The 25,587-nt window shown below is 42.7% G+C and carries 16 protein-coding genes and 2 pseudogenes; 7 read left to right on the plus strand and 11 right to left on the minus strand.

All coding sequences use genetic code 11. The features are described from left to right. The first annotated feature begins 18 nt into the window (after window positions 1-18). The 3 genes from CZ367_RS10635 to CZ367_RS10645 all read left to right on the plus strand — a co-directional run bounded on the left by CZ367_RS10635 (window position 19) and on the right by CZ367_RS10645 (window position 3,437). On the plus strand, window positions 19-636 hold the full coding sequence (locus CZ367_RS10635) for a phosphatase PAP2 family protein (protein WP_077196842.1): 618 nt from the start codon (window positions 19-21) through the stop codon (window positions 634-636). A 49-nt stretch (window positions 637-685) separates the two neighbouring features. Then, on the plus strand, window positions 686-1,192 hold the full coding sequence (gene purE, locus CZ367_RS10640) for a 5-(carboxyamino)imidazole ribonucleotide mutase (RefSeq protein ID WP_077196843.1): 507 nt from the start codon (window positions 686-688) through the stop codon (window positions 1,190-1,192). 277 nt (window positions 1,193-1,469) lie between these two features. Continuing rightward, window positions 1,470-3,437: a 4-hydroxy-3-methylbut-2-en-1-yl diphosphate synthase gene (locus tag CZ367_RS10645; RefSeq protein ID WP_077196844.1), complete on the plus strand. Its 1,968-nt coding sequence runs from the start codon at window positions 1,470-1,472 to the stop codon at window positions 3,435-3,437. Window positions 3,438-3,650: 213 nt separating this feature from the next. Here CZ367_RS10645 and CZ367_RS10650 read toward each other — a convergent pair. The 10 genes and pseudogenes from CZ367_RS10650 to CZ367_RS10695 all read right to left on the minus strand — a co-directional run bounded on the left by CZ367_RS10650 (window position 3,651) and on the right by CZ367_RS10695 (window position 12,993). After that, a pseudogene (locus CZ367_RS10650) lies at window positions 3,651-4,838 on the minus strand (IS4 family transposase). 34 nt (window positions 4,839-4,872) lie between these two features. Further along, window positions 4,873-6,171, minus strand: coding sequence for a tyrosine--tRNA ligase (gene tyrS, locus CZ367_RS10655; protein ID WP_077197433.1), 1,299 nt, complete (start codon window positions 6,169-6,171; stop codon window positions 4,873-4,875). A gap of 203 nt (window positions 6,172-6,374) precedes the next feature. Further along, window positions 6,375-6,617, minus strand: a complete 243-nt coding sequence (gene yidD, locus CZ367_RS10660; RefSeq protein WP_077196845.1) for a membrane protein insertion efficiency factor YidD — start codon at window positions 6,615-6,617, stop codon at window positions 6,375-6,377. A 94-nt stretch (window positions 6,618-6,711) separates the two neighbouring features. Beyond that, window positions 6,712-7,284 carry a ribonuclease P protein component gene (locus CZ367_RS16575; protein WP_084793552.1) on the minus strand — a complete coding sequence of 191 codons (573 nt, stop codon included), beginning with the start codon at window positions 7,282-7,284 and terminating at the stop codon, window positions 6,712-6,714. 35 nt (window positions 7,285-7,319) lie between these two features. Then, on the minus strand, window positions 7,320-8,066 hold the full coding sequence (locus CZ367_RS10670) for a uroporphyrinogen-III synthase (RefSeq protein ID WP_077196847.1): 747 nt from the start codon (window positions 8,064-8,066) through the stop codon (window positions 7,320-7,322). A 7-nt stretch (window positions 8,067-8,073) separates the two neighbouring features. Then, window positions 8,074-9,039, minus strand: coding sequence for a DUF4271 domain-containing protein (locus CZ367_RS10675; RefSeq protein ID WP_077196848.1), 966 nt, complete (start codon window positions 9,037-9,039; stop codon window positions 8,074-8,076). A 7-nt stretch (window positions 9,040-9,046) separates the two neighbouring features. Further along, the gene (metK, locus tag CZ367_RS10680; protein WP_077196849.1) at window positions 9,047-10,339 is read right to left on the minus strand and encodes a methionine adenosyltransferase; all 1,293 of its coding nucleotides are present in this window, start codon (window positions 10,337-10,339) and stop codon (window positions 9,047-9,049) included. A gap of 812 nt (window positions 10,340-11,151) precedes the next feature. Then, a pseudogene (locus CZ367_RS15150) lies at window positions 11,152-11,411 on the minus strand (IS1380 family transposase); the annotation flags it as partial. 669 nt (window positions 11,412-12,080) lie between these two features. Beyond that, window positions 12,081-12,389: a winged helix-turn-helix domain-containing protein gene (locus tag CZ367_RS10690; RefSeq protein WP_077196851.1), complete on the minus strand. Its 309-nt coding sequence runs from the start codon at window positions 12,387-12,389 to the stop codon at window positions 12,081-12,083. Beyond that, window positions 12,379-12,993 carry a hypothetical protein gene (locus CZ367_RS10695; protein ID WP_060940845.1) on the minus strand — a complete coding sequence of 205 codons (615 nt, stop codon included), beginning with the start codon at window positions 12,991-12,993 and terminating at the stop codon, window positions 12,379-12,381. Before CZ367_RS10695 ends, CZ367_RS10690 begins: the two co-directional genes overlap by 11 nt. Before the next feature lie 289 nt (window positions 12,994-13,282). Here CZ367_RS10695 and CZ367_RS10700 point away from each other — a divergent pair, with 289 nt between their 5' ends. The 4 genes from CZ367_RS10700 to recA are packed head-to-tail and all read left to right on the plus strand — an operon-like array spanning window position 13,283 to window position 16,567. Next, on the plus strand, window positions 13,283-13,903 hold the full coding sequence (locus CZ367_RS10700) for a DUF6621 family protein (RefSeq protein ID WP_060940846.1): 621 nt from the start codon (window positions 13,283-13,285) through the stop codon (window positions 13,901-13,903). Window positions 13,904-13,918: 15 nt separating this feature from the next. Continuing rightward, the gene (locus CZ367_RS10705) at window positions 13,919-15,157 is read left to right on the plus strand and encodes a saccharopine dehydrogenase family protein (protein WP_060940847.1); all 1,239 of its coding nucleotides are present in this window, start codon (window positions 13,919-13,921) and stop codon (window positions 15,155-15,157) included. Between the two features lie 38 nt (window positions 15,158-15,195). Then, entirely contained in the window at window positions 15,196-15,516 is a 321-nt protein-coding gene (locus CZ367_RS10710; RefSeq protein WP_077196852.1) for a transcriptional regulator, read from the plus strand. 22 nt (window positions 15,517-15,538) lie between these two features. Then, window positions 15,539-16,567, plus strand: coding sequence for a recombinase RecA (gene recA / locus CZ367_RS10715; RefSeq protein WP_060940849.1), 1,029 nt, complete (start codon window positions 15,539-15,541; stop codon window positions 16,565-16,567). Window positions 16,568-17,953: 1,386 nt separating this feature from the next. On the opposite strand, the gene sov is transcribed toward recA, so the two are convergent. Beyond that, window positions 17,954-25,507 carry a T9SS outer membrane translocon Sov/SprA gene (gene sov / locus CZ367_RS10720; RefSeq protein ID WP_449421169.1) on the minus strand — a complete coding sequence of 2,518 codons (7,554 nt, stop codon included), beginning with the start codon at window positions 25,505-25,507 and terminating at the stop codon, window positions 17,954-17,956. Window positions 25,508-25,587: the final 80 nt, after the last annotated feature.

The raw sequence follows: 25,587 nt of genomic DNA on the forward strand, positions 1-25,587 counted from the left end.
GTTATAACACCATCTTTTATGAGTGAAAAGAACATCATCTTGACAGCACGTGTGGTAAGTATGCTGCTTACCCCATTCTATTTGCCTGTAATAGGTGTGTTGGCTATTCTTGTTTTCTCGTACCTTAGCACCTTTCCGTGGCAAGTAAAACTGTCGTTGGTGCTGATGGTTTACCTCTTTACGGTCTTGGTTCCCACCTTATTAATACATATATACAGACAGTATCACGGATGGACACTCCTTCAGTTGGGAACTAAGGAGCGACGAATGATGCCTTACATCATTTCTATCCTTTGTTATTTTGGCTGTTTGTACATTATGGATCTCATTCATTTGCCCCACCTTATCACGTCAATGCTTATGGTAGCATTGGTTATACAGGTGCTTTGTGCGGTTATTAATGTGTGGTGGAAAATCTCAACTCATACCGCTGGAATGGGAGGAGTATTGGGTGCGTTGGTTGCCTTTTCCTTTATTCTCAACTTCAACCCCGTGTGGTGGCTCTGTTTGGCCATTGTTGCATCGGGAATAGTGGGTTCGAGCCGTATCATATTGCGCCAACACACGCTTACACAGGTTACGGCAGGGCTTTTCTTAGGTATCGTCAGTGCGTTCTGCACCATTATGTTGATATAATAAAACAAGAAATAAACGTTCGTCAAGAACAAATTTAAAATCAGGAAATATGAAACCATTAGTAAGTATAATTATGGGTTCTACAAGCGACCTTCCTGTGATGGAGAAAGCTTGTAAGTGGTTGGAAGAGCAAGAAATACCATTCGAGATAAATGCACTTTCGGCTCATAGAACTCCTGCAGCCGTAGAAGCATTTGCCAAAGAAGCAAAGGGACGTGGCATTAAGGTGATTATTGCAGCGGCAGGAATGGCAGCAGCCCTACCAGGAGTTATTGCTGCTTCTACCTCATTGCCTGTCATTGGTGTGCCTATTAAGGGTATGTTGGACGGCTTAGACGCAATGTTGTCTATCATTCAGATGCCTCCCGGTATCCCTGTAGCCACAGTTGGTGTGAACGGAGCGCAGAATGCAGCCATCTTAGCTGCTGAAATGATTGCTCTTGGCGATGAAGAAGTGGCGAAGAAGGTAGACAATTGGAAGTCTACATTGGGCAAAAAGATTGAAAAAGCTAATCAAGAACTTGCTGAGATTAAGGACTACAAGTTTAAGTGCTAAGGCTTTTTAAAGGAGTTAAGAGGCTTTTTAACCCAAATCGGTCATTAGCCCGCAAAGGCTTTTAAAAGCGTTTAGCTGTTATGCTTTTCTTCGTCTTTGCACCTTATTTTGGCTTTTTTCGTTTGTTTTTTCAGTTGTTTAGCTCGCTAAACGTCTTCAAAAACAACCAAAAATAGCTCAAAATAAGCTCGCAAATCTCGAAGAAGTCTAACGACCGATTTGGGTTTAAACTTGTATTAGCGAAGGCTTTCCCTTGCTAAGAATAAATGTTTTTGAGATGATAGATTTATTTAATTACGAGCGAAGACAAAGCTCTACAACTCACGTTGGCACACTCGATATTGGTGGAACTAATCCTATCAGAGTGCAGTCAATGACCACCACCAACACAAACGATACAGAGGCAAGTGTAGAACAAGCCATTAAGATAATCGAAGCTGGAGGTGAATTGGTGCGACTGACCACTCAAGGAAAGCGTGAGGCTGAAAACTTGAAGCACATTAATGCGCTCTTACGCTCGAAAGGATACAATACACCGCTTTGCGCTGATGTACATTTCAATGCCAATGTGGCTGATGTGGCTGCTTTATATGCCGAAAAAGTGCGCATCAACCCAGGAAACTATGTTGACCCTGGACGCACGTTTAAAGTGTTAGCGTACACCGAAGAGGAATATGCAAAGGAGTTGCAGCGCATAGAAGACCGTCTTGTTCCGTTTATCAATATCTGTAAAGAAAATCATACGGCTGTGCGTATAGGTGTAAACCACGGAAGTCTTTCCGACCGCATTATGTCGCATTACGGCGATACGCCCGAAGGTATCGTTGAAAGCTGTATGGAGTTCTTGCGCATATTCAAGAAGTACAACTTCCACGATATTGTGATTTCCATCAAAGCATCTAATACTGTTGTGATGGTACGTTCGGTTCGCTTGTTGGTAGACGCTATGGATAAGGAGGATATGCACTATCCGCTTCATCTTGGAGTTACAGAGGCTGGCGAAGGAGAAGACGGCAGAATAAAGAGTGCGGTGGGTATCGGAGCATTACTCAATGATGGTATTGGCGACACAATACGTGTTTCGTTAAGCGAAGACCCCGAATGTGAAATCCCTGTGGCAAGCTATCTTGCACGTTATATACGCAAAAAACAAGGTCATCTTATCGTACCTGCAGAGGTTGCAGATGACTTCGATTACTTGCGTCCTGAGCGTAGAAAGACCACAGCTGTGGGCAATATCGGTGGCGAAAACGTACCTGTTGTCATCAGCACACGCAATGCCAACGACAATAAAGTGATAGTAGTAGCGACAGGAACACCAACCCCCGACTATATATATGTGAATGATAGGCTGCCCGAACACTTAATAAAAGGTCAGAAATACATCATCGATTACAACGTATATATCGAGTTAGCAACCAAGGGCGAACTACCTTCTGAAGATATTTATCCCATCTTCCCAACTCCAGCTATTCCTTTTATAGGAACAGTAAATGCAAAGGTGAAGTTCCTTGTGTTGAAGTATGGAACACCTTCAGAAGAGTTTCTTGCTTGCTTAAAGTATCACCCTGAAGTAGTGGTGGTAGCGGTGAGCAATCATCAAAACAAATTGGCGGAGCAACGTGCATTGACCCATCAGATAATGAAGGCAGGACTACAAAACCCTGTAGTTTTTGCTCAAATGTATCAACACTCTAACGATGAGGCGTCAACCACCAACGATGGCGAACCAACAACAAAAGATAGCAAACCATTGAGCGCACTCACGCCAACAGGCAAGGAACAATTCCAATTAGAGGCTGCAGCCGATATGGGTGCATTGATGATAGACGGACTTACCGATGGTCTATGGTTGATGAATGAAGGTAATATCTCACAAGACGATATAGAGCAGACTGCCTTTGCCATTCTTCAAGCTGGCAGACTCCGTATGGTAAAGACAGAATATATCTCTTGTCCAGGTTGTGGCCGCACGCTATACGACCTTCGTAGCACAATAGCTCACATCAAGGAAGCCACCAAGGGAATGACAGGCCTCAAAATAGGCATTATGGGCTGCATTGTGAATGGTCCTGGGGAAATGGCAGATGCCGACTATGGATACGTAGGTGCAGGTGTAAAGAAAGTAAGTCTTTATCGCAAGAAAGTGTGCGTTGAAAAGAATATCCCCGAAGAAGAGGCTGTTGAACATCTTTTAGCCTTGATAAAAGGCGACCAAGACCAATCATCGCCAATAGAGAGATAATAAAAAGAAAGCTAAAAGACCAATACGTGTTAAGAAAAGCCTTTAGAACGGCTTTCCTTAGCACGTATTTTTTTTGCTGTCTAACATAGGAGAGCCAAGCTTTGTAGATTAGTCCTAATATAATATTATTACTGTCCGCTAAACATAGAAATCCTCATTCCAACTCATTGAGACACAATAGTTCGGATGACAGCATATTAGTGACAAGCCCCCTTATTCATTTTCTGTTACCTCCGGTGGCGATTCCGCCGCTGCTTCAAGCATGAGTTTCATGTCGGCATCCGGCATATTGAAGAAATTATTCATGTTAAGGTATTCCATAAGTACAATGCGCACCATAGTAGCCAGCCCTGAGAAACTCCACCGCCTCTGCAATGAGCTTTGCAGCAGTGACAGTAATAGATTGGCAATGAGTGTGACCCAAATCTGTATCTTGATGGCGTTGGCACTCTCCCTATAGAAGTATCTAAGCGGGAAGTTCTGTTTTATCTACTTGAAAAGAGACTCTATCTGCCACCTTCTGCGGAAGATGGCTACGATAGTCTCCATGGACATATCAAAGTCGTTGGTAAGCAAGGACACCAACTTTGACATCTTTCCCTTCTTGATATCCACATAGGTGATGATACGCGCTATATGGTTGATATCGCCCTTCCTGAATACCACCACCTGCTCACGATATTCCATCAGCCCATCCTCGTTCATATCCATGCAGTCTGCCAACACCTCGTATTTGAGATTTTTCTTCATCTTGGTGACATAGACGACGTTCCTCTCGGTCAGTTCCTCAAACTTTTCATAGTTGATATATGCACGATCCAGGGCAATGATTTCATCATGCTTGAAATGGCTGGGGGCGAGCATAAAGGAATCGTTGGTCGCGGCAGAGGTGAACTTCACGTCACAATGAACTCCTTCGTTTGCATGAATGACGGAATGCACTTTTATGCCTCCCTTCTTCTTTCCCGTCTTAGGATGCCGTCCCACGCCCTTGAAGATGACGTTAGAGAATAGGGTTATCGTGGTGGAATCGATGATTCTCAGACGTTTTATCCATTCCTCCGTACCATTGCGTCGGCTGTCCGAAGAAAGTCTGTCTTTATTGGACTCGTAAAGGTCATGGTACACGTCCTCAAAGAACTTCTCCGAGCGTCTGGCGTTCGCATCTGACAGGGTACTGCGCTTAGGAACCCTGTCAATGCCAATGTGGCGAAGCTTGCGCACCTCAGCTGTCATTGCCGCCTCTATCTCGCGCAGGGAGTCGAAGCGTATGATGACTGCATACAGCATCGTAAGAAGATGGGTGAAGCCGTCAAAGGTCTTCACATACCGCTCACCGCCGTTTTGTCGGCTCATCGTAGCTCTTTTATAGTCTTTCGATGGGTCTTTCAAACCTAACATCAAGGCTTTTGCTGTCTCATAGTGGGTCAGGTGGTTACTTCACGATAATGAGGAAGTAGTTCTTCTTACCCTTTTGAATAAGCAAGTATTTGCCGTCAATGAGGTCTTCGGCTGTGATAATTTGGTCGAAAGCTTGAAGTTTCTCTTTGTTGAGCGAAACTCCGCCACCCTTAACAAGCTTGCGCATTTCGCTCTTACTTGGGAAGATGTTCATTCCTTCTTGGTTGCAGATTTCCACAGCTGGCTGTCCTAAGAGGTCTTTCGACACTTCAAAGTGTGGCACATCTTTGAATACATCGTTGAAAGTTTGTTCATCAAGTTGCAAAAGGTTTTCTTTTGTCGCCTTTCCGAACAAAATATTAGATGCAGCGATAGCCATATCAAGGTCTTCCTGTGAGTGTACCATACGTGTAACCTCTTCAGCTAAGCGACGTTGCAATGAACGGCGACCAAGGTCTTCCTTATGTTCAGCAATAAGTGCGTCAATAGTCGGCTTATCCAACGATGTGAATATCTTAATGTACTTTTCAGCGTCATCATCGCTAACATTGAGCCAAAATTGGTAAAAAGCGTATGGAGTGGTGCGATTGCGGTCGAGCCAGATGTTGCCACTTTCGGTCTTACCAAACTTCTTACCATCAGCCTTTGTGATAAGTGGACAGGTTAAACAATACGCTTCAGCCTCTTGTCCGAGTGTGCGACGAATAAGTTCTGTACCCGTAGTCATATTTCCCCACTGGTCGTTACCACCCAATTGGAGCTTCACACCATACTTTTCGTATTGATAAAGGAAGTCGTAACCTTGTAAAAGTTGGTAAGTAAACTCGGTGAACGATAAGCCATCACGGGTTTCACCGCTAAGACGCTTCTTCACACTGTCCTTTGCCATCATATAATTGACGGTGATATGCTTACCTACAAGACGAGCGAAATCGAGGAAAGTAAAGTCTTTCATCCAGTCGTAGTTGTTCACCATCTCTGCTTTGTTAGGTGCATCGCCATCAAAGTCTAAGAATTTGCTAACCTGCTTCTTAATCGCTTCTTGGTTATGGTAAAGCGTTTCAGAGTCAAGAAGGTTGCGTTCTTGGCTCTTACCTGATGGATCGCCAATCATACCTGTTGCTCCACCCACTAAAAGATAAGGTTTGTGGCCGCAAAGCTGAAAGTGGCGCAACATCATAATGCCACAAAGGTGTCCGATATGCAAAGAGTCGGCTGTAGGGTCTGTACCAAGATAAGCCGAAACCATTTCTTTCTGAAGAAATTCTTCAGTTCCTGGCATTACTTGTGCCACCATTCCACGCCAACGGAGTTCTTCTACAAAGTTTTTCATCATCGTCTATTTTGCTTCCTTATTATAGGAAATATTTGTTACAAATTGAGAGTTTTATTGTTATAAACCGAAGTTTAATCATTGCAAACTGCGAGTTTAATTTGTTATAAACCGAAGTTTATCATTACAAACTACGAGTTTTATTAGTTGAAAACTGCAAGCTTTTATTGTTATCAATTGATTCTTATCGCCTTGAGAATTGCTTATGGAACGGGGTCGTATCCACTTCCGCCCCACGGATTACATCTTAATATGCGCCATACGGCTAACGCTAATCCTTTGATAGGCCCGTGTTTTAGCAATGCTTGTCGAGCGTATTCCGAGCAAGTAGGCGTAAATCGGCACGAAGGAGGTGTGAAAGGACTAATCATTCGTTGATAAAACAACACTGGAATGATGAGCAGCCACGTCATAGTCTTCGATATGTAATGCAGTAACTTTTTCATTCTTGTATGTTTATCGTTTGTTGTTCGCCCTTGTTCATTCACGTTTGAGCTTGTAGCAGTTGCCCTCTTTCTTGCAGCAGTTTCCCCTTTTAGCTTATAATTTTTCGCTTATGCGCTGCAATAGGTTCACCACTTTGGCTTCCACCTCTGCCGTTTCGTGTAGCGAATTGTCTAACCAAATAAAGGATAAGAGCAATTCTTTGTTTGGGAAAGCTGCCATTTTATCTATCAGAATGTACTTATTCTTTCGATAAGCCTCCCTCACTTGTCGCTTCACTCTGTTGCGTTTTACGGCTCGTTTGAAGTGCTTTTTGGGCACACTCACCATAATTTTAACGCTCGGAGCTGCAGTTCTTGGTTGCGTTGTTTCAACCTTATCTATTTCGTTATTGCTTTCTTGCTCGTTTTCAAAGCCTTCTTGCACTTCCTCATACCCCTCTTTCACTTCTTCCCCCTCTGTATTGTCCATCAGTTGGGTAGGTTGCAAAGCCGTGATAGTATCATTAAGCAAATAGACAGCCCTTAAAGGAAATGCTGCCATAGAGCGGCTTTTCCCTCCTCCAAAGAGCTTATCAATGAGAATTTTACTACATATTCGCTCTTCTTTGCTCAATGTATATCTGCGTTTTACAGCGTTTGGAGTAGTCTCCTGTTCTGTTTGCCGCATTTGAGGAGCTTGCATTCGCAATATTGTTTTTTATTTTATTTGTTCTCTTCTAAGTACGCACGCAATGCACCTGTCATAGAAGGGTGTTTAGCAGATGGAGCCTCGAGGTCGAGACGGAATCCCTGTTCCACTACTTCTTTGGCTGTAGCAGGTCCAAAAGCTGCAATTTTTACATCGCCTTGTACAAAGTCTGGCACATTTTCTTTCAATGCCTTAACGCCTGTAGGACTAAAGAATACGAGCATATCATAGTCGAAATTCTTCTTTTCGTCCTCTGTCAAGTCGTTGCTCACTGTGCGATACATCACACATTCTTTGTGCTTCAACTTATGTTGTGTAAACATTGTGTTGATAGCATCTGTATGAACCGAGCTTTGTGGAATGAGGTATTTCTCCTCTTTATGCTTCACTATTGTAGGCATCAAGCTATCTATCTTGCCCGAATTGCCAAAGAAGATTTTGCGTTTTCTGTACTGAGTGTACTTCTGAATGTAGAGTGCTATGGTTTCTATTACGCAGAAATATTTCATAGTTTCAGGAATTGTAATGCGCAGTTCCTGTGCTAACTTGAAATAATTGTCTATTGCGTGACGTGATGTAAATACCACAGCAGTGTAGTCAAGTAAATTTATCTTCTGTTGACGGAACTCCTTAGCCGATAGTCCCTCAACCTTAAAGAATGGTCTAAATACCAATTCCACACCTAAATCCTTCTCAATATCGTAATATGGAGATTTGTCGCTACCTGGCTTAGGCTGTGATATTAAAATCTTCTTTATCATTTTGTCCTTAAAAATTTATAGTCAAATAGTTATCGGTGTATTGCAAAACACCCAATAGTGCTGCCAACGGCATTATTTCAAGGGTGCAAAAGTACAAAATTATTTGCAGACTTACAGCTGTTCTTCTGAAAAAGATGAGATACCCTTGATAAAACTGTACGATTTTCACCAATCCCACTATAGCAGCTATGTAGATAAGGGTGTAATACGGGCTCAAACCGAAATAAATGAGCAAGAGTACAGCAGGAAAAATAAGCACTCCTTCTGTTGAAAATAGGAACAAACTCAACTGCGACCACTGAATACTGCTTTTGCGGTCGAAGAACACCCAATTGACAAGCGAGTAGAGTAAGTTCTTGATAAGGAAATAACTTAAAAAGATGCCAGCAAAGATGCCCACAACTGCCAACTGTGAGTCTAATATGTAGTCGCCCCCATCGCCAGGCTTGGTAAAAAGGTAGTAGGCAACACTCATTAGCAGTGCCGTTTGCAACACGAGGAAGAACTGAAAGCGTATCTCGTGTGCTGTTTCGCCTACTGTGGTTCTGCGATAAGGCAGATTAAATATACTCTTGATTTGCCGAAGAATGAAGTTGCTCGACATTGAGGCTGCCAGCATTGCCAATACGAAACAGATAAGCACTGTGCCCGACACCAAGTTGTCGTTACTCACGTTGTAGGGCGCAGGGTCGCCCAACACGCCGCTGTGCGTCATTCCCAACTCTGGGCGATAGTAAGGATTGTTCTTAAAATAGCCCTCGTTTTGAAATCTTATCTCTCTGATGTTGAAAGCCTTCGGTGCTTTCCATTGCAGCAGACTTTTTCCCGTCTTAGCTTTCGTAGCCGATGAATCGGTTTTAGCCACATCGTTTACCGCCATTAAGCCATTAGCAGAAGCCTTTTCAGACTTCTGCTTTTTGGTATCTAATCTCTTCAGCAATGGCGGAACAGCTATGGAGTCGGATTTCGACATTGCTTATTTATAGGCTGAAATTCTTCTTTATATTGTCTACTTGGTCAAGCTTTTCCCAAGTAAAGAGTTCCACTTCCATTTCTTTTTCTTCGTGATAAAGACTTGTAAAGGTCTTCTTCACAACTTCGTTCTTTCTGCCCATATGTCCGTAAGCCGCCGTCTCTAAGTACATAGGTTGGCGGAGCTTCAATTGGCGTTCGATAGCTTTAGGGCGGAGGTCAAACATCTCTTTTACCTTCTGTGCTATCTCGCCATCGGTCATATTTACCTTCGAGCGTCCGTAAGTATTTACGTACACACTCATAGGCTGTGCCACGCCGATAGCGTAAGCCAACTGTACAAGAATTTCGTCGCTCACACCTGCAGCCACCATATTCTTAGCTATCCATCGTGCTGCGTAAGCTGCCGAACGGTCCACCTTGCTTGAGTCTTTGCCTGAGAATGCGCCACCACCGTGTGCGCCCTTACCGCCGTATGTGTCAACAATAATCTTACGACCTGTCAAACCTGTATCGCCGTGAGGACCACCGATAACAAACTTTCCTGTAGGGTTGACAAAGTACTTTATATCCTCGTTGAACAATGCCAAAACCGTTTCCGACTTGATTTGAGCCTTCACACGTGGAATAAGTATTTCTATGACATCTTTTCTAATCTTAGCCAACATTTCCTCGTCAGCCTTCAATTGTGCCTCAACAGAGTTGTCGGCAGGCTGTACAAAGTCGTCGTGCTGGGTAGAAACCACAATAGCATCAATGCGTTGTGGAATATTGTCATCGCTGTACTCGATGGTTACTTGGCTCTTTGAGTCGGGACGGAGGTAAAGCATTTCCTTTCCTTCCTTACGAATATCAGCCAATGTGGTCATCAAAAGATGCGCCAAATCCAAAGTTACAGGCATATAGTTTTCGGTTTCATTACAAGCGTAACCAAACATCATACCTTGGTCGCCTGCACCCTGATTGTCTTCGTCTTCACGGTCTACACCACGATTGATGTCCGAACTTTGTTCGTGAATAGCTGAAAGAATACCACAGCTGTTGCCATCAAACTGGTATTCAGCCTTGGTATAACCTATCTTGTTAATGGTTTTACGAGTAATGGCAGGAATGTCTATATACTCGCTTGAGCGCACTTCGCCCATAATCACTACCTGCCCAGTGGTGTTAAATGTCTCTATAGCACAACGAGAGTTCTTGTCGTAAGCCAAAAACTGATCTAAGAGTGCATCACTAATTTGGTCTGCCACCTTGTCTGGGTGTCCTTCTGAAACTGATTCTGATGAAAATAAATATGCCATTTCTATTTTGATGATTATCTATTAACTAATTATATTTGAATTTGCAAAATTACAGCAAGTTGAGCAGATAACAAAATAAACAACAAATATTTAGCGTTTATTAGCCACAAATAGCCCGTAGGCAAGGGCTTAACATTTTATTTATACCTGTTGGCGGAATTAATTTAGTGAGTATTTAACCCAATGGGTCATTAGCCCAGTCGGACCAGTCGGACCAGTCGGACTTGTCTGACACGTCCGACTGGTCTGACTGGTCTGACAGGGCTAATGACCAACTTGGGTTTAATTCTCCCAATGAGTTTTGCTGTTGTGCTGATTTAACATTTTAATTCCCCAAATAGAATTGTTTGATATTTCCTATTATATATTCTAAATCTCTTTTATTGATATTATAGAAAGCCAAAGTTCAACTTTGACAATGCCAAACATATATGTTTTACCACCTCAACATTGATGTTTGGCAAAGCTAAAGTTCAACTTTTACCTTCTAAAATACCACTTAATAGCACTTTTCTTGTTCATATTCTTCTTTTATTCATTCTATATTTCCGTAATCTAAGCACTATATTCTTGCACACTTTTTCCTGTTTACTCATTACTCATTATCAATCAACAGTTTACAATTGCACACCCATTTATGCCACTTTTGTGTATCACGCTTCTTTTCAACGCATATACGAGAATTATGACCCTTGTATTTAACACTTATCCGAAGTAAAACGGAAAAATAGAAAAAGATAAAAGAGAAATACGCTATCTATCGAATAAGGTAACAATTGGTATAGTAGCTAAAAAATAATTCCGCCAACGGGTCAGGTATAGATATTCAGCACATACCGCCTTGATGTCCTGATCCACTTCTCTGGTACAGAGATAAACCTGAAGACAAAGGCTTTTATGCGACTTGTTGCATTGCGTCCGAACTTCTTTACGGCTGGTTCTATAAATTAGCTTTGTTAGATTTTGACCTCAAAAACGGAGCAAGCCGAATGCAATCAATATTCTCTGCCATGAAGGATTTGGGCAATCTGTCCCACCCGAAACCATTGTTCATATCATCGAAGATACGTTGGATTTCATCCTTCGTTTTCTCTCCATGGCATAACTCGAACAAGCTCGATTCTGCTCATTTGGCTTAACGAAAACGTTCCCATAGGTGCCTCGCTGTGGGTCGCCTTGTGTGAAGAATATCTAAAGTAGGAGATTGTAGGGTTTCAAATGCGTTGTTTCTTCACCTTTTTCCAATAAGTCATTGGGGTAATGTGATTTGAATTATGAGATAACAGCGCAATATCATACATCTAAGGAGACTAAGTAGGGTCTGCTAATTAGCTTTAACTATCTAATAATTAACTATTTATGTTGTATGAAATTTAATCAATTCGCCCAAAAATGACTACTTTGGGATGTTAAACCCAAATCGGTCGTTAGCCCGCAAAGGCTTTTTAAAGAGTTTAGATGTTATGCTTTTCTTCGTCTTTGCACCTTATTTTGGCTCTTTTTGTTTGTTTTTTCAGTTGTTTAGCTCGCTAAACGTCTTCAAAAACAACCAAAAAAAGCTCAAAATAAGCTCGCAACTCTCGAAGAAGTCTAACGACCGATTTGGGTTCAAAGTGCAATTGAGGATGCTCCAAAGTGCAACATTTGCACTTTGAATACTAAAAAATGGCAGCAATGCGATAGACCTATCACGTTGCTGCCATTTTAGTTTTATAGAATGAATTGTATTCTTGCATCGCATCTACTTTATTGTATCCATATTGAGATACGACCGCAGAACCTTCACATGGTCGGCTAACGCCTGTGTGCCTGTGGGGGTAATGCTACACAAGGTTTGTGGCATCTTGCCTTTAAAGGTCTTTTTCACCTTTATATATTTAGCCTTTTCCAATTTGTCGATTTGTATGCTGAGGTTGCCCGATGTGGCTTTTGTGGTGTTCTTGATATAGGTAAAGTCAGCATACTCTGCCGTAGTGAGTATCGACATTATGCCCAATCTTAACTCATTGCTAAGGAGAGGGTCTAAGGGGAGAAACACTTTATCTGTCATTGCTAAACTTTAAATATAGTCCTGGAATAAGAAGGGTAAACACACCTGTTATAGCTATGTACAACAACACGTTGACACCCGGGTTGACGAGTGAAAGGTAGGAACAGACAATACTTGCGCCTGCACCCATAAAGGCGATAAACTTGTGTTTCATCAGCAATCCTGTTATCGATACAGCCACACCCATAAGCAGCAAAATGGTGGCAGCCATAGGCATTATTACGATGGGCGAAACGTGGCTTGTTGAAACAACACAAATATTAATAGCCCATAGCACGAATACGAAGACACCAAACGTACCCCACGTATAGCCTATGGCTTTGCTTACAATGCTTTCAGGCACAACCCATTGTTTGCTCATTCTGAATTGTAAAAGCATTCCAATAACAGTCATTGCTATCCACAACAAATGCCAAAGATTGGTATCTGTAGTGGGTTCAGCCAGCATATTGACCCCATAAATGACGAGTGAGGTTACGATTACCAATACACCCCACGAAATGATGAATTGAGCCGAGGCTTTAGCAATGTCGTTGCGACTTTGTTCGATAGTGCTTTCAATGAGTTTCAAACTCTCGATAGCGTTCAATGTTTTTTCTTCCATAGCTGTGATATATTTTAATTGTTAAACATAAAAAGTTCATACGCAAAGTTCGTAAAGAATGGTCTTCAAAGAGCTGTTTATCAACTTTAATAAGTTTATTATTTTATTTATATTTGCAAAGCTATATTAGTTTACGTTATAAACCAAATAATAAGTCCTTTTTATTCTTATCTATAACCTTCTTTAACACTTACCTTGTATCTTCTTTCGTCATACCTTATTATATATAAGGCTCAAAAAAATAAGGCTATGTTTGCAATTTTGCCCATTTTAGTGTATCTTTGTACCTATGAATTTACAAGAAACTCAAAACGTAAAACTGAGCGAAAATATCATTATCGTAGATGGTGATTATGTGGACAATGTGGCTTTCAACCTCGTTGTCAACTTTGAGCGAATGTTGAACCGAAAGATTTCGGAAACCGACCTTAGTCAGTGGATTGTAAACATTGCACTTGACGGGCGAATGAAGCAGGGAAACCACGAAACACAGGTGGTAATATTGCACGATAAAGCAAAAGAGAAGTTGGACAATTTTGTGCCTTCAGTCTTTGCTGACGAAATAGATAGGCAGGCTTTTCGTGACGAGCATTTGGGCGAGTTTTGCATCAATACCATTGCTACGGGGGGCGAACTGACCAACAAAGACGAAGTAATGGCAGACTTAGTGAAAACCATTGTCAGCCACGAGGAGGTGCGACGCATAATGATAGTACCTAATGCAGAAGAGGGCAACACGTACAGCACGCTTCGTAATTTGCTCCGCAACGTGGACGATGAGGAAAAGCACGTTACAATGTTTGCAATGATGCCAATGGAGGGAGGCAACTTTAAGCAACAAATATTGGGTTATTCGCTGATGAATGCTATGGGAATAACTGCCAACGAAATAGAAACAAAAATAAAATAAACAGATATAAGAACTATGGGAAGAGTATTGATGATAGGTGCTGGTGGTGTTGCCACGGTAGCCGCATTTAAGATTGTACAAAATCAAGATGTATTTACTGAGTTTATGATAGCAAGTCGCCGCAAAGAAAAGTGCGACGAGCTTGTGGCAGCAATCCACGCCAAAGGCTATAAGGCTGATATAAAGACAGCACAGGTTGATGCGGACGATGTGGAGCAATTGAAGGAACTGTTCAATTCGTTCAAGCCCGAATTGGTGATAAATCTCGCTTTGCCTTATCAAGACCTCACCATTATGGACGCTTGTTTGGCTTGTGGCTGCAACTACCTTGACACTGCAAACTACGAACCTAAAGACGAGGCTCACTTCGAATACAGCTGGCAGTGGGCTTACAAGGACAAATTTGAGAAAGCAGGTCTGACCGCTATTCTCGGTTGTGGCTTCGACCCGGGTGTTTCGCAGGCATTTACAGCTTATGCAGCTAAACATCATTTCGATGAAATTCACTATTTGGACATCGTAGACTGCAACGCCGGAAACCATCACAAGGCTTTCGCAACCAACTTTAACCCTGAAATTAACATTCGTGAGATTACTCAAAAGGGACTTTACTATGAGAATGGCGAATGGAAAGAAACAGAGCCATTGGCTGTGCATCAGGACTTGACTTATCCTAACATTGGTCCTCGTGATTCTTACTTGATGCACCACGAGGAGTTGGAGTCGCTTGTGAAGAATTTCCCAACTATCAAGCGTGCGCGCTTCTGGATGACTTTCGGTCAGCAATACCTCACTTATCTTGACTGTATTCAAAATCTTGGTATGAGCCGTATTGACGAAATAGAATACGAAGCACCATTGGCAGATGGTTCGGGCAAGACTACTAAGGTGAAGATTGTACCTTTGCAGTTCCTCAAAGCTGTATTGCCTAACCCTCAAGACTTGGGCGAAAACTATGACGGAGAGACCTCTATCGGCTGTCGTATTCGTGGTATAAAGGACGGAAAGGAACAGACTTACTACATCTACAACAACTGCAAACACCAAGAGGCATACGAAGAAACAGGTATGCAGGGCGTAAGCTACACTACAGGTGTGCCTGCTATGATCGGCGCAATGATGTTCTTCAAAGGATTATGGCGCAAACCTGGTGTGTGGAACCTTGAAGATTTCGACCCAGACCCATTCTTGGAACAACTCAACAAGCAAGGTTTGCCTTGGCACGAAGTGTTTGGAGGCGACTTGGAGCTCTAATCCGTTAGGGATATTTTTTTAGGAGTAAAGGGGAGAGTATGGCGTGTTCTTTAGATTTTATAGCGTTTGTTTGCAAGCAAATAGAGGCAGTTGGCGAAGTGAGATACCAAAAGATGTTTGGTGACTATATGATTTATGCTAACGAAAAGCCTGTTATTATAGCTTGCGACAATATAGCTTTTGTGAAGCAACACAAAGCTATTGAAGCACTAATGACGGAAGCAGAAAAAGGCTTTCCGTATGATGGAGCTAAAGAACACTACATACTTGATGTATCAAAAGCAGACTTTGCTGTTAACGTTGTGAAGATATTAGCAGAGGTTCTGCCGTATCCTAAAAGTAGAAAGAAGAAAAAATAATAATTTTAAGACAAAGAAAGAAATGGCAAAAGATAATATAGAAACCCCATCAACCAATGAAGGCAAACTCAAAGCCTTACAGGCTGCAATGTCGAAGATAGAAAAAGACTTTGGCAAAGGCTCTATTATGCGTATGGGTGATGAACAGATAGAAGATGTGGACGTAATTCCATCGGGCAGTTTGGGACTTGATGTTGCGCTTGGTGTGGGTGGTTATCCACGTGGACGTATCATTGAGATTTACGGTCCTGAAAGTTCGGGTAAGACAACATTGGCTATTCACGCCATTGCAGAGGCACAAAAGCGAGGTGGTATTGCAGCCTTTATTGATGCGGAACACGCTTTCGACCGTTTCTATGCACAGAAATTGGGCGTAGATGTTGACAATTTATGGATTTCACAGCCAGATAATGGCGAGCAAGCTTTAGAGATAGCCGACCAACTGATACGCTCTTCGGCTATCGATATTCTTGTTGTAGACTCGGTAGCTGCACTTACACCTAAGAAAGAGATAGAGGGCGATATGGGAGACTCGAACGTCGGTTTGCAAGCACGCTTAATGAGTCAGGCTTTGCGCAAACTTACATCTACCATCAGCAAGACAAACACTTGCTGTATCTTTATCAACCAGTTGCGCGAAAAGATTGGTGTGATGTTTGGAAACCCAGAAACAACCACGGGCGGTAATGCGTTGAAGTTTTATAGCTCGGTGCGCTTGGATATTCGCCGTGTTACATCGTTGAAAGACGGTGACAATGTAATTGGTAATCAAGTGCGTGTGAAGGTGGTAAAGAACAAGGTTGCACCTCCATTCCGTAAAGTTGAGTTCGAAATACTCTTTGGTGAGGGTATCTCAAAGATTGGTGAAATCCTTGATTTGGGTGTAGAATACAACATTATTCAGAAGAGTGGAAGTTGGTTCAGCTACAACGGTACAAAGCTTGCACAGGGTCGTGATGGCACTAAGACAATGTTGAAAGATAATCCAGAATTGGCAGAAGAAATCTCAGGATTGATAGCTGAAGCCATCGCTGCTAAGCAAGACAAATAATATAGGCAAACGATACGTGAATAAAACCGTGATAGACTAAAGTCTGATGATGGTTTTATACATAATAAAAGGAAACTAAAAAAGGTCTGCAAAGAAGTTTTAAGCTCTTTGCAGACCTTTTTTGTGTATGTACGCAAGGGGTGTGTAGGGGCTCGATTTATCGAGTTCCGCTTAACAACCTATGATAGGAGGAACTCGATACGTGTTGATGAGCTTGCGAATAAACCCAAATTGGTCATTAGACCAGTCGGACCAGTCGGACTATTCAGACGTGTCAGACAAGTCCGACTGGTCCGACTGATCTGACTGGTCTAACGACCGATTTGGGTTTAACAAAAATATTGCCATAAGAAAGCTCCTTTTGAAACAGATTTTAATGTGCACAAGGGGCGTGTAGGGGCTCGATTTATCGAGTTCCGCTCAGTATAAACTGTTAAGCGGAACTCGGTAAATCGAGCCCCTACGTTACCCACACAAGCATTTGGGCATAATACCCTTTAACCCAAATCGGTCGTGAGAATGAGAATGTATTTTGCGATTATTTTGAGATTTATTTTGCATATACCAAAGGAGCATAGCGGGCTATGTGACTGCAAATATAGGTAAAATAAAGCCAAAATAATCCAAAAGACATCTCATAAGTTTCAAAAATAATAAAGTAAGCACCTAAACTGGTCTAATGACCAATTTGGGATAAAACAACCCGTTGGCGGAATTATTTTTTAGCTACTATACCAATTGTTGCCTTATTCGATAGATAATGTATTTCTCTTTTATCTTTTTCTCTTTTTCCGTTTTACTTCGGATAAGTGTTAAATACACTGGTCATAATTTTCGTATATGCGTTGAAAAGAAGCGTGATACACAAAAGTGGTATAAATGGGTGTGCAATTGTAAACTGTTGATTGACAATGAATAATGAGTAAACAGAAAAAAGTGTGCAAAAATACACTGCTTAGATTACGGAAATATAGAATGAATAAAAGAAAAATGTGAACAAGAAAAGTGCTATTAAGTGGTATTTCAGAAGGTAAAAGTTGAACTTTAGCTTTGCCAAACATCAATGTTGAGGTGGTAAAACATATATGTTTGGCATTGTCAAAGTTGAACTTTTGCTTTCTATAATATCAACAAAAGAGATTTAGAATATATAATAAGAAATATCAAACAATTCTATTTGGGGAATTAAAATGTTAAATCAACATAACAGCAAAAACCATTGGGTTAAACAGAGATGTCATAAAGAATAGAAGTCGTGTTATAGACTTCTTGAAAACATTCAGCCTACCTAATGCTTATTGAACAACCAAATCGTTGCTATAAACATAAGGTAGGCTAAATGCTTTATTATCAAGTTATGCGTATGCTACTATCGCTTTGAAAACCCTATCGAGTTAGACTTAACTTGAGGCTTACACCGAAGTCGTGTGTCGTAGTAGGATAGCTGTTGGCAGCAAGCAATGGCGTATTGATTTGAATATCATAATACAGGCTTGCTGTAATCATACGACTCAAGGTGTAATCGCCCGTAAACGATGCTTTAAAGGCGGTGTTACCACTTGAGGCTGCTGATGTTAGCGAGGCTATATCACGAGTAATGGCTGACTGTTGGCGATAGCTGAGGTCGAGACGGAGGTTGAGGTCGTGATTTATACCTCCCTTATTCCTATTGCTTATCGAATTGTTGGTTGATTGTTTTTGCTGGTTATCGTCTCCACCTTTAGCTTTTTTATTGTTCTTCACTATGCGTGAGTTGCGTCCACCGAAGAGATTAAAGTTGTTGATGCGATAACCCAAGCCCACAACCCAATCCTTAGACACCGCTTCGCTCACCTGAACACTTGTCATAGAGAGCGAAATGACACGTGTTTGGCGGTATTCTAATCGGGCTGTAAGGTTGTTTTGCATTGTTACATCAATACCCAAGAGAGGCGAGAAGGCTTCGTTGATACTTACCTGACCAATGTTGTACATCGAACTTGGTATAGGTGCGCCCGTTGTAGCATCGGTTACGAAACCTAAACCATTCATGTACTCCTGCCACGTGCTATAACTTTGGTATGAGCCAATGGCAAAGATGCTCTTATAAGAGTGGTTCAGATTGACGCTCTTGAATATACCTTCGAACAATGGCAATCGTGACAGACCGCTATAACGTACAGTCCAGTTAGGCAAAAGGCTCTTCAATTGTGGGAACACGTTCAGTCCGTTACCGCTCATACTTGTATAAGCATCAAGGAAAGCTGGTATCATTACGTCCGAACTATACTTATTCACAGTTCCATTAGCTGGATTAAAGTCGCCTCCACCGTGTGATAAAGGATACTGCGTTCCTATATATTGAGCCTCAACACGCTGCTGAAAACCTTCTAATGAGCGAACAAACTTTTCGAATGTTGCGCTATGATAGCCGTTATTAGCATTACCTTGACTTTCGAAAGCTGTGCCTAACGAGAGCGTTGTCATTGTAAGCGTTCCGCTCTGTGTAGTAGGATTGCCTGCGTACATATATTGTATGCTCTTGGCCACGGTCTCTGTACGACTTGCATTAAGGTCAATCTTGACATCTCGAACAGGCTCAAGCGTCATTCTTAGTTGCAAGTCTTCGGTCTTATTGGTTGTTGCAGGCGTTGCAATATTGTCTGCCATCAACAGCCAATTGTGTTCTCTTGCCTTCTCGATATAGCTATCGTCAACCAATCCGAATGCAAAGTCGAGACCCGGCGACATCAGTCCATGGCCACGAGTTTGTCCGAATGCGTCACCCACAGTTGGCATAAAGCCTGGCAGCGACATAGCGTATTGATTGCGATAAGAAACGCTTGCCGAGCGTACCGTCATCAATGCGCGTGCTACGCATTGTGCTGTCTTATACCATCCCTTGTCGTCTAATGGTTCTTTAGGCGTTACGGTGAGTTTCAAACGTAGCACCGAGTCGGTTTTATTGTAAAGTTTCAGCTTATTAGCGTCCATCTTTTTCCACTTCAACTTCACAGTGTGTCCGTCTGCATCTTTAAAGGCCACACGTATGCGCTTGGTATTTTTCGAGTGCGAAATAACCATTGCTGTATCAGCATTAAGGGTTATTTCTTGCTCATAGCTCTTTTGGTTCTTTGGCAACTCTGTCTTTTTCTTATCGTCATCATCGTCACCATTGGTTAGCGATTTGATGGTACGATCTGCTAAAGCTATGTTTTCTATACGCTTAGTTGCCTCTTTATTTATTGCTTTAACAGCTGCAGAGACGTTTTTAAAGCCCTGTCCTTTCTTTTTTGATAGCGATCTACTAAACCTTTCGTTCGTTTTCTTGAGGAACGGAATATGGTTGTACAATCGTTCAAAGTTGAGCGTTCCATTGATATTGAGTGTGCGATTGGCTGTAATGGTATTGCCCAACGATGTTCCATCTTCCAGACTTGTTCCACGTACCCACGTATAAGCTGCATTATAGTTTGCATCGGTATTCACCCAATCGAAAGCAGGGATAAGGTTTAGTGGCAACTGATACGAGAGTGTGAAGTTCTGTTGATAGTCCAAAGGTGTACCCAAATTCTTAATACTTGTCCACACCGAGTCTTTCCACGCTTGATATTGGTCGGCGTATAAGTCCTTATTGATAGGCGTATAAGGCTCTTCTATCTCAGCGTGAGTAGCACTTTGGAAGGTCATGTGCAGATTGCGTGTCAAGTCCCAACGCAACGTAAAGTCACGATTCCACAAGAATTGCTCGTTAAAGGTGAGTGGTAGCATTGAGTTTTCGGTAGCTTCCATATCTCGCTGTTGCAACTCGTAGTAGTTACGGGTTATCTCTGTGTTGAACGCAACATTCTGTGGCAACCAATTCAACTCAAATCGCTTGAGTATGTCAAACCATTTCGACTTGCTCTTAATTAGATTATTGAATGGTTTTAAAGCCTTGTAAACAGGTGTCCAACTATAATTCAATGCGCCTCGCCATTGGTCTTCTTTCTCATAAACCGTTGTTTCTCCGCTTGTGTGAGAATGAGAGTGGCTGTATGAGAATGAGAAGTTGGCAGGGTCGTAAGGCATTGGGTGACGCTTGTTCTGTATGCCTACACGCACATTCGACAAAGAGAAGTTTGTAGTAGTTCGCCTTGTTACAGCTATCGACTCAATAGAGTCGCGCTCGTGTTGCGTTGCTGCAGCATCAAGCGATGCATCTAAGTCCATATCGGTGTCCAACGGATTGTACTTTGGACGGCTCTCGCTCTTTGTAACACTATAATATAAAGGTGCAGAAACACGAGCCTTGTCGGGGAAGAACTTACCCAATTCCAAAGAAGTAGTTACAGACATATCTGTCTTGGTTTCTTTTTGGCGTTGGCTTACACCTTGTTCCAATCCTCCAAAGCCATCTGTGCTGTGGCTGGCGTTGACATCTACTGTACCAAAGTCGGAGAGTTGAATGTTCAATTGTCCACGTGCAGCCCAACCACCTTCGTTGTTGAACTCCAAGAGGCGCAACTCGTTACACCATACCTCACCACTTTTTTCGCCTGTTGTAAGGTTTCGTACACCCACAATCATTGTCTTTATTTCGCCCAAGGTAGGATTACCCATCACCGAAACACGATTTGCAGGTTTTTTGTCGTCGTACATTGAGAACTCACGATTGAAACTTGCCGTTCCGTTTGCACGACCTTCATTGCGCTTACGCTTTACATTGGTGAATAAAGAGATAGGCACATCAAGCATATTCTCTAAAGGCCATACCGCCTCACTACCCTGTCTTGAATAGGTATCATATCGTCCAGGGGCAGTGAGCTTCAATGGTATTTCGTATTCGTAGTAGTTGTTCTTGTAGTCAGAACCCAAACGAATGAATACTGCCAATTGATTGTCCGTAAGGTTTGTGGTATTCTGTTCCAATGCGTTAGCGTGTACAAACATCTGCAAACGCTTGTACTGTCGAATGTCAAGCGTAGTATTCTTATACACCGCCTTCGATTCTTTGTTGCCCAAGTTGTTCACTGTAATCGCCAAAGCCTGCTCGTTGCTCTGTACAAGTTGGGGTTGTGTAGGGTCTTGCTCACGAGAGATGCCGGGAGGAAGAACGTAGTTTACAGGCACTTTGTCGTTGTTCTCCTCAATGCTCACTGCACTTACAGCCATTGTTCCTGAGGTACTTGCCGAGTTGGTGAGGTTCTGTTGGTATTGTCGCCATTCACCTCTCACAAGGTCGAATGTGGCAAAGCGCAATACGATAGGTTTCTCAAAGTTGGTCAAGAACATACGCATAAAACGGATACTTGTAAAGTCGCTAATGCTACCCACACGCTTTTGATAGTCGCGCACTGGTATTCTGAACTGATACCACGTAGCGTCTTCGGTCTTACCATTGCGCAATTTCACCGAAGCAACACGTTTATCAACGATATGGTTTTGACCTACCACCAAGTCTTCTGGACGTATGCTCACCTTGTACTGGTAGTATTTCTCGTACTCGTTCAACGTATAGTCTTGATTGATGTCTTCTACGTCAGGTGTAGTTTTATACGAGGTGTCGTAACGTTCGTTTCTACTGTCGCTATCGGGCGAGTTTCCTTGCGGATTGTTAATGCGTTTGTAGCGTTGAAGTATAGGTGCTTGTATTCTATCCCAATCCGAACCGCGATAATAATGGTAGTCGTCGTTGGCTGGGTCAGCCCATATAGAGTCGAATACGGCTTGATTGGTATGGCTTCGAGCGTATGTAAGGAATTCTTGATACGACTCAAACTTCTGTTCCTCTTCGTCTGTAAGCCCATTAAAGCCCACATCTTGCTTTGCACGGCTACCACTTGTAGTTGCGAAAGCATAGGTTACAGTGCTCTGTGTTGGTATTTTACCCCACTGTGTTGTAACCCACGACTGGCTACCATCGACAGGCATACCGCTTTCGTAGAATTTCTTTCCATCACGAAGCACGTCTTCCGACACTTCACCAAGGTTGATGTAGAAGTCGCCACCATATTTTGCAGCTTCTCCCGTTTTATTAGTGTAAATGAAAGGGTCGAGCATCCAGAATTCAACATACTCGATATTGGCTGTTTCAAAGTCGTTTGTATCCAACTTACGCATCATTCCACCCCACTTCTGACGAGGGTTTGGAAGATGACCATTCAAAGTGAGGGTTGGACTAAAGTTATACGGGCCACGCTCTTCTGGGTAGTAAGCGAGGTTAAGGATAGCCAATGTAGATGTAGAACCATTATAACTGCTTTGGTCACGATTAGGGAAAAGCTCGTGAACGTACACTTCGCGCACATAGTGGTTCGACAATTGGTCTAAATCGCTCTTGATATGACCTGGGGTAAGCGAACTGCTACGACGTGTAAACAAAGGATCAATGTTGTACCAAGCCAACAAACTGCGGTTGAAACCACTACGCAAACCTGTTTTGTCGGCAGCTTCGGGAAAGTCGGTGGGCACACTTGATATAATCCAACTTGTAGGTTGGCTTACGTCAATGGTATTTTTGGTATTCTCAAAGTCGTCCAAGTAAGACGCATTGTCTTGTGTTCCGCTGCTCTGACCTGCAATAAGCTGTGCGAACTCTGCTGTTAGCGAGATATGCGAAGGCTGTGTAAGGTGGAGGAAAGGTATCTTGTCGAGCATATTGGTCAGCCATTGGCTTTCCTTCTTCCAACTCATATTCAGTCCCCACAAGGTGTTGTTGATAGGTTCGGCACCCATATTCACCTTTGTGGTTAAGGCTTGTTCAGACAAGTGCATAAACGTACCGCCGAGCATAAAGTTCTTTGAGAAGTCGTACTGCCAGTTTACGCCCACCATCGTTTTGCGTTGCTGTCCGTAATCGCTCTGACTTTCCAACGAAACATTCACCGCTGTACCTGCATCTATAATGCTTTGGTTAAGAATGGTTACCTCTCCCGCATTGTAGTCTACGCTATAATCCGAGCCTTCCATCAGTTTTACACCGCCAGCCGTTACCACTACTGAGCCTTGAGGAACATTGAACGCACCGAGCGAAATAACATTTGCACTCGTTCCGCGGAACTGTCCTGTGAGTTGATATTTGTTTTTCTCAGCTATCTGTTTTGCAATGGTCTTTGTAGAGTCGTACAATTCGGTGAAAGCATACTTCTTTGCCTGTTCGTCAGGTACACCCTTTGAAATCAAGAACTTGTACATATACTCGCCAAAAGGTTCGGCAGCAGGGAAGAACACACGACCATTAGAAACCGTGTAACCGTCCACATAGTCGAAATAGCCGTTGGAATGTGGATTGTTGTTATTGTCCAAGCGGTCTGCGCCCAATAGTTTTATAATAGGCAGTTTCTTCACTTGGGGTTCAGGGATATAGGGTAGATACACACCTGCCGTATCGCTTTGGAACTTCACATCAAGGCGGAACTTCTCACGCTCTACATTTGAGGCGAGATAGTACACGTTTTTCATCATCAAGTCCCAGTTGGCTTGGCGTGGGTTATTGCTTGTGTTCTTCAGTGCCTTCACAAACAAGGCTTCGTTCACATTGGTGCGGTCGCTTGCAAACTCACCCACCTGATGCGTTTGCCCATTGTAAGTGTACTCATAAGCCACTGCCAAAACTTGGTCGCTCTGCAGTCCCGTGCGCAAAGATACATATCCGAGAGCCTGATTTAAGCTGTATTCAGAGCTATTGAGCAATCGTGCGTTCGACAACTTTTCGTAATCCGCCCCTCCAATCATTCCTAAGCCGTCAAGCACTGTAGCCGTTTGGTCTATATTGCGTGCTTCGGGATGATTTTGGGCTATGGTTTGGTATTCCGAGTTTGCGCTGTTGCTTGGCACATCTCCTGTTCCCATACCCCAAAGGTCGGTTCTGCCCACCTTGGCATTCTCTCCAAGGTCGGTCAAAGCTATGATATTACGGGTGTTGTTGGTAGTTCCCGTCTTGTTAGTTACCCATATTTCCACACGATTGATGGTTACACCCGTTGCAAGGTTGGGCAATGTCTTCATAGCCTCATCATAATGATTGCGGAAATGATGCGAGAGGAAGAAGTGGCGGTTCTCTTCATAGTCGGCTGCCGACATATCGAATGGGGTCAGCTGCTTACCACCCTTAGAACTTACACTCTTATTAGACGATTTCTTTTGCGAAAGCACAGTCTGCAAAGAGAGCTTGCCAAACTGCATATCGGTACGAATACCAAAGAGCGACGATGCACCTTGCACCAACGAGTTGTTGGAAGGGAACGACACGTTACCGCCTTCCACCAGTTTTATGATTTCGTCTTCCTTACCCTCATACTTCAGCTTAAAGTTTTGAGCATCAAAGTCGAACGTAGCATCAGTGTTGTAGTTGAGGTTCATATTCACCTTGTCACCCACCTTACCATTGACGTGAAGATTTATCTTTTCGTCAAAATTCATTGTCGTAGTCTTACGATTGCGAATAGGGAGCGAAGGGTTGTCGATGTTTTTGAGCGTAGCACCAAACTTTATTTCTGCTGTTCCTTGAGTTTTAATGCTCACTCCTCCAGGACCAAATATCTTTTCGGCAGGTCCGAGCGAGAAGTGCATATCGGTGAAATCAAACTTCTCTTTGCCTTGTTTTTCAAGTATTTCTTTGTTTTTAAGACGATAATAATCGGCAAAACTTCGTTTCTCGCTCCACGCACGATACTCTTCTGGTGTCATCATAATAGGGGCTGTGATATAGGTATCTCCTATCTTGTTGCCTATCACGTACATATTGAGCGTATCGTTGTAAACAATGCTCTGCTTCAGGTTTTCGGGATGTTTCAGGTCGGTAGAACCTTGGTTTAAGTCGTTGTAAGTTACAGGCGTAGTGCGTTGCACCTTCCATCGTGGGTGGAGCAACGAGTCGGGTATCGACTCTTCGTCTATCACAACCTCCTGTACAGCAGCAGGCTTTGTCTTTTTAGCTGTATCGGGCGGAGCAACCAACGACAAAAGCGTGTTGGCCAATGGAGAAGAACGCTTAATAAAGCCTCCCCACGCTAACAAACTAATGCCAACGCACAGAAAAAGTAGAGATATGATGTATT

The organism is Prevotella ihumii, from assembly GCF_900155655.1.
GTDB classification, from domain to species: domain Bacteria; phylum Bacteroidota; class Bacteroidia; order Bacteroidales; family Bacteroidaceae; genus Prevotella; species Prevotella ihumii.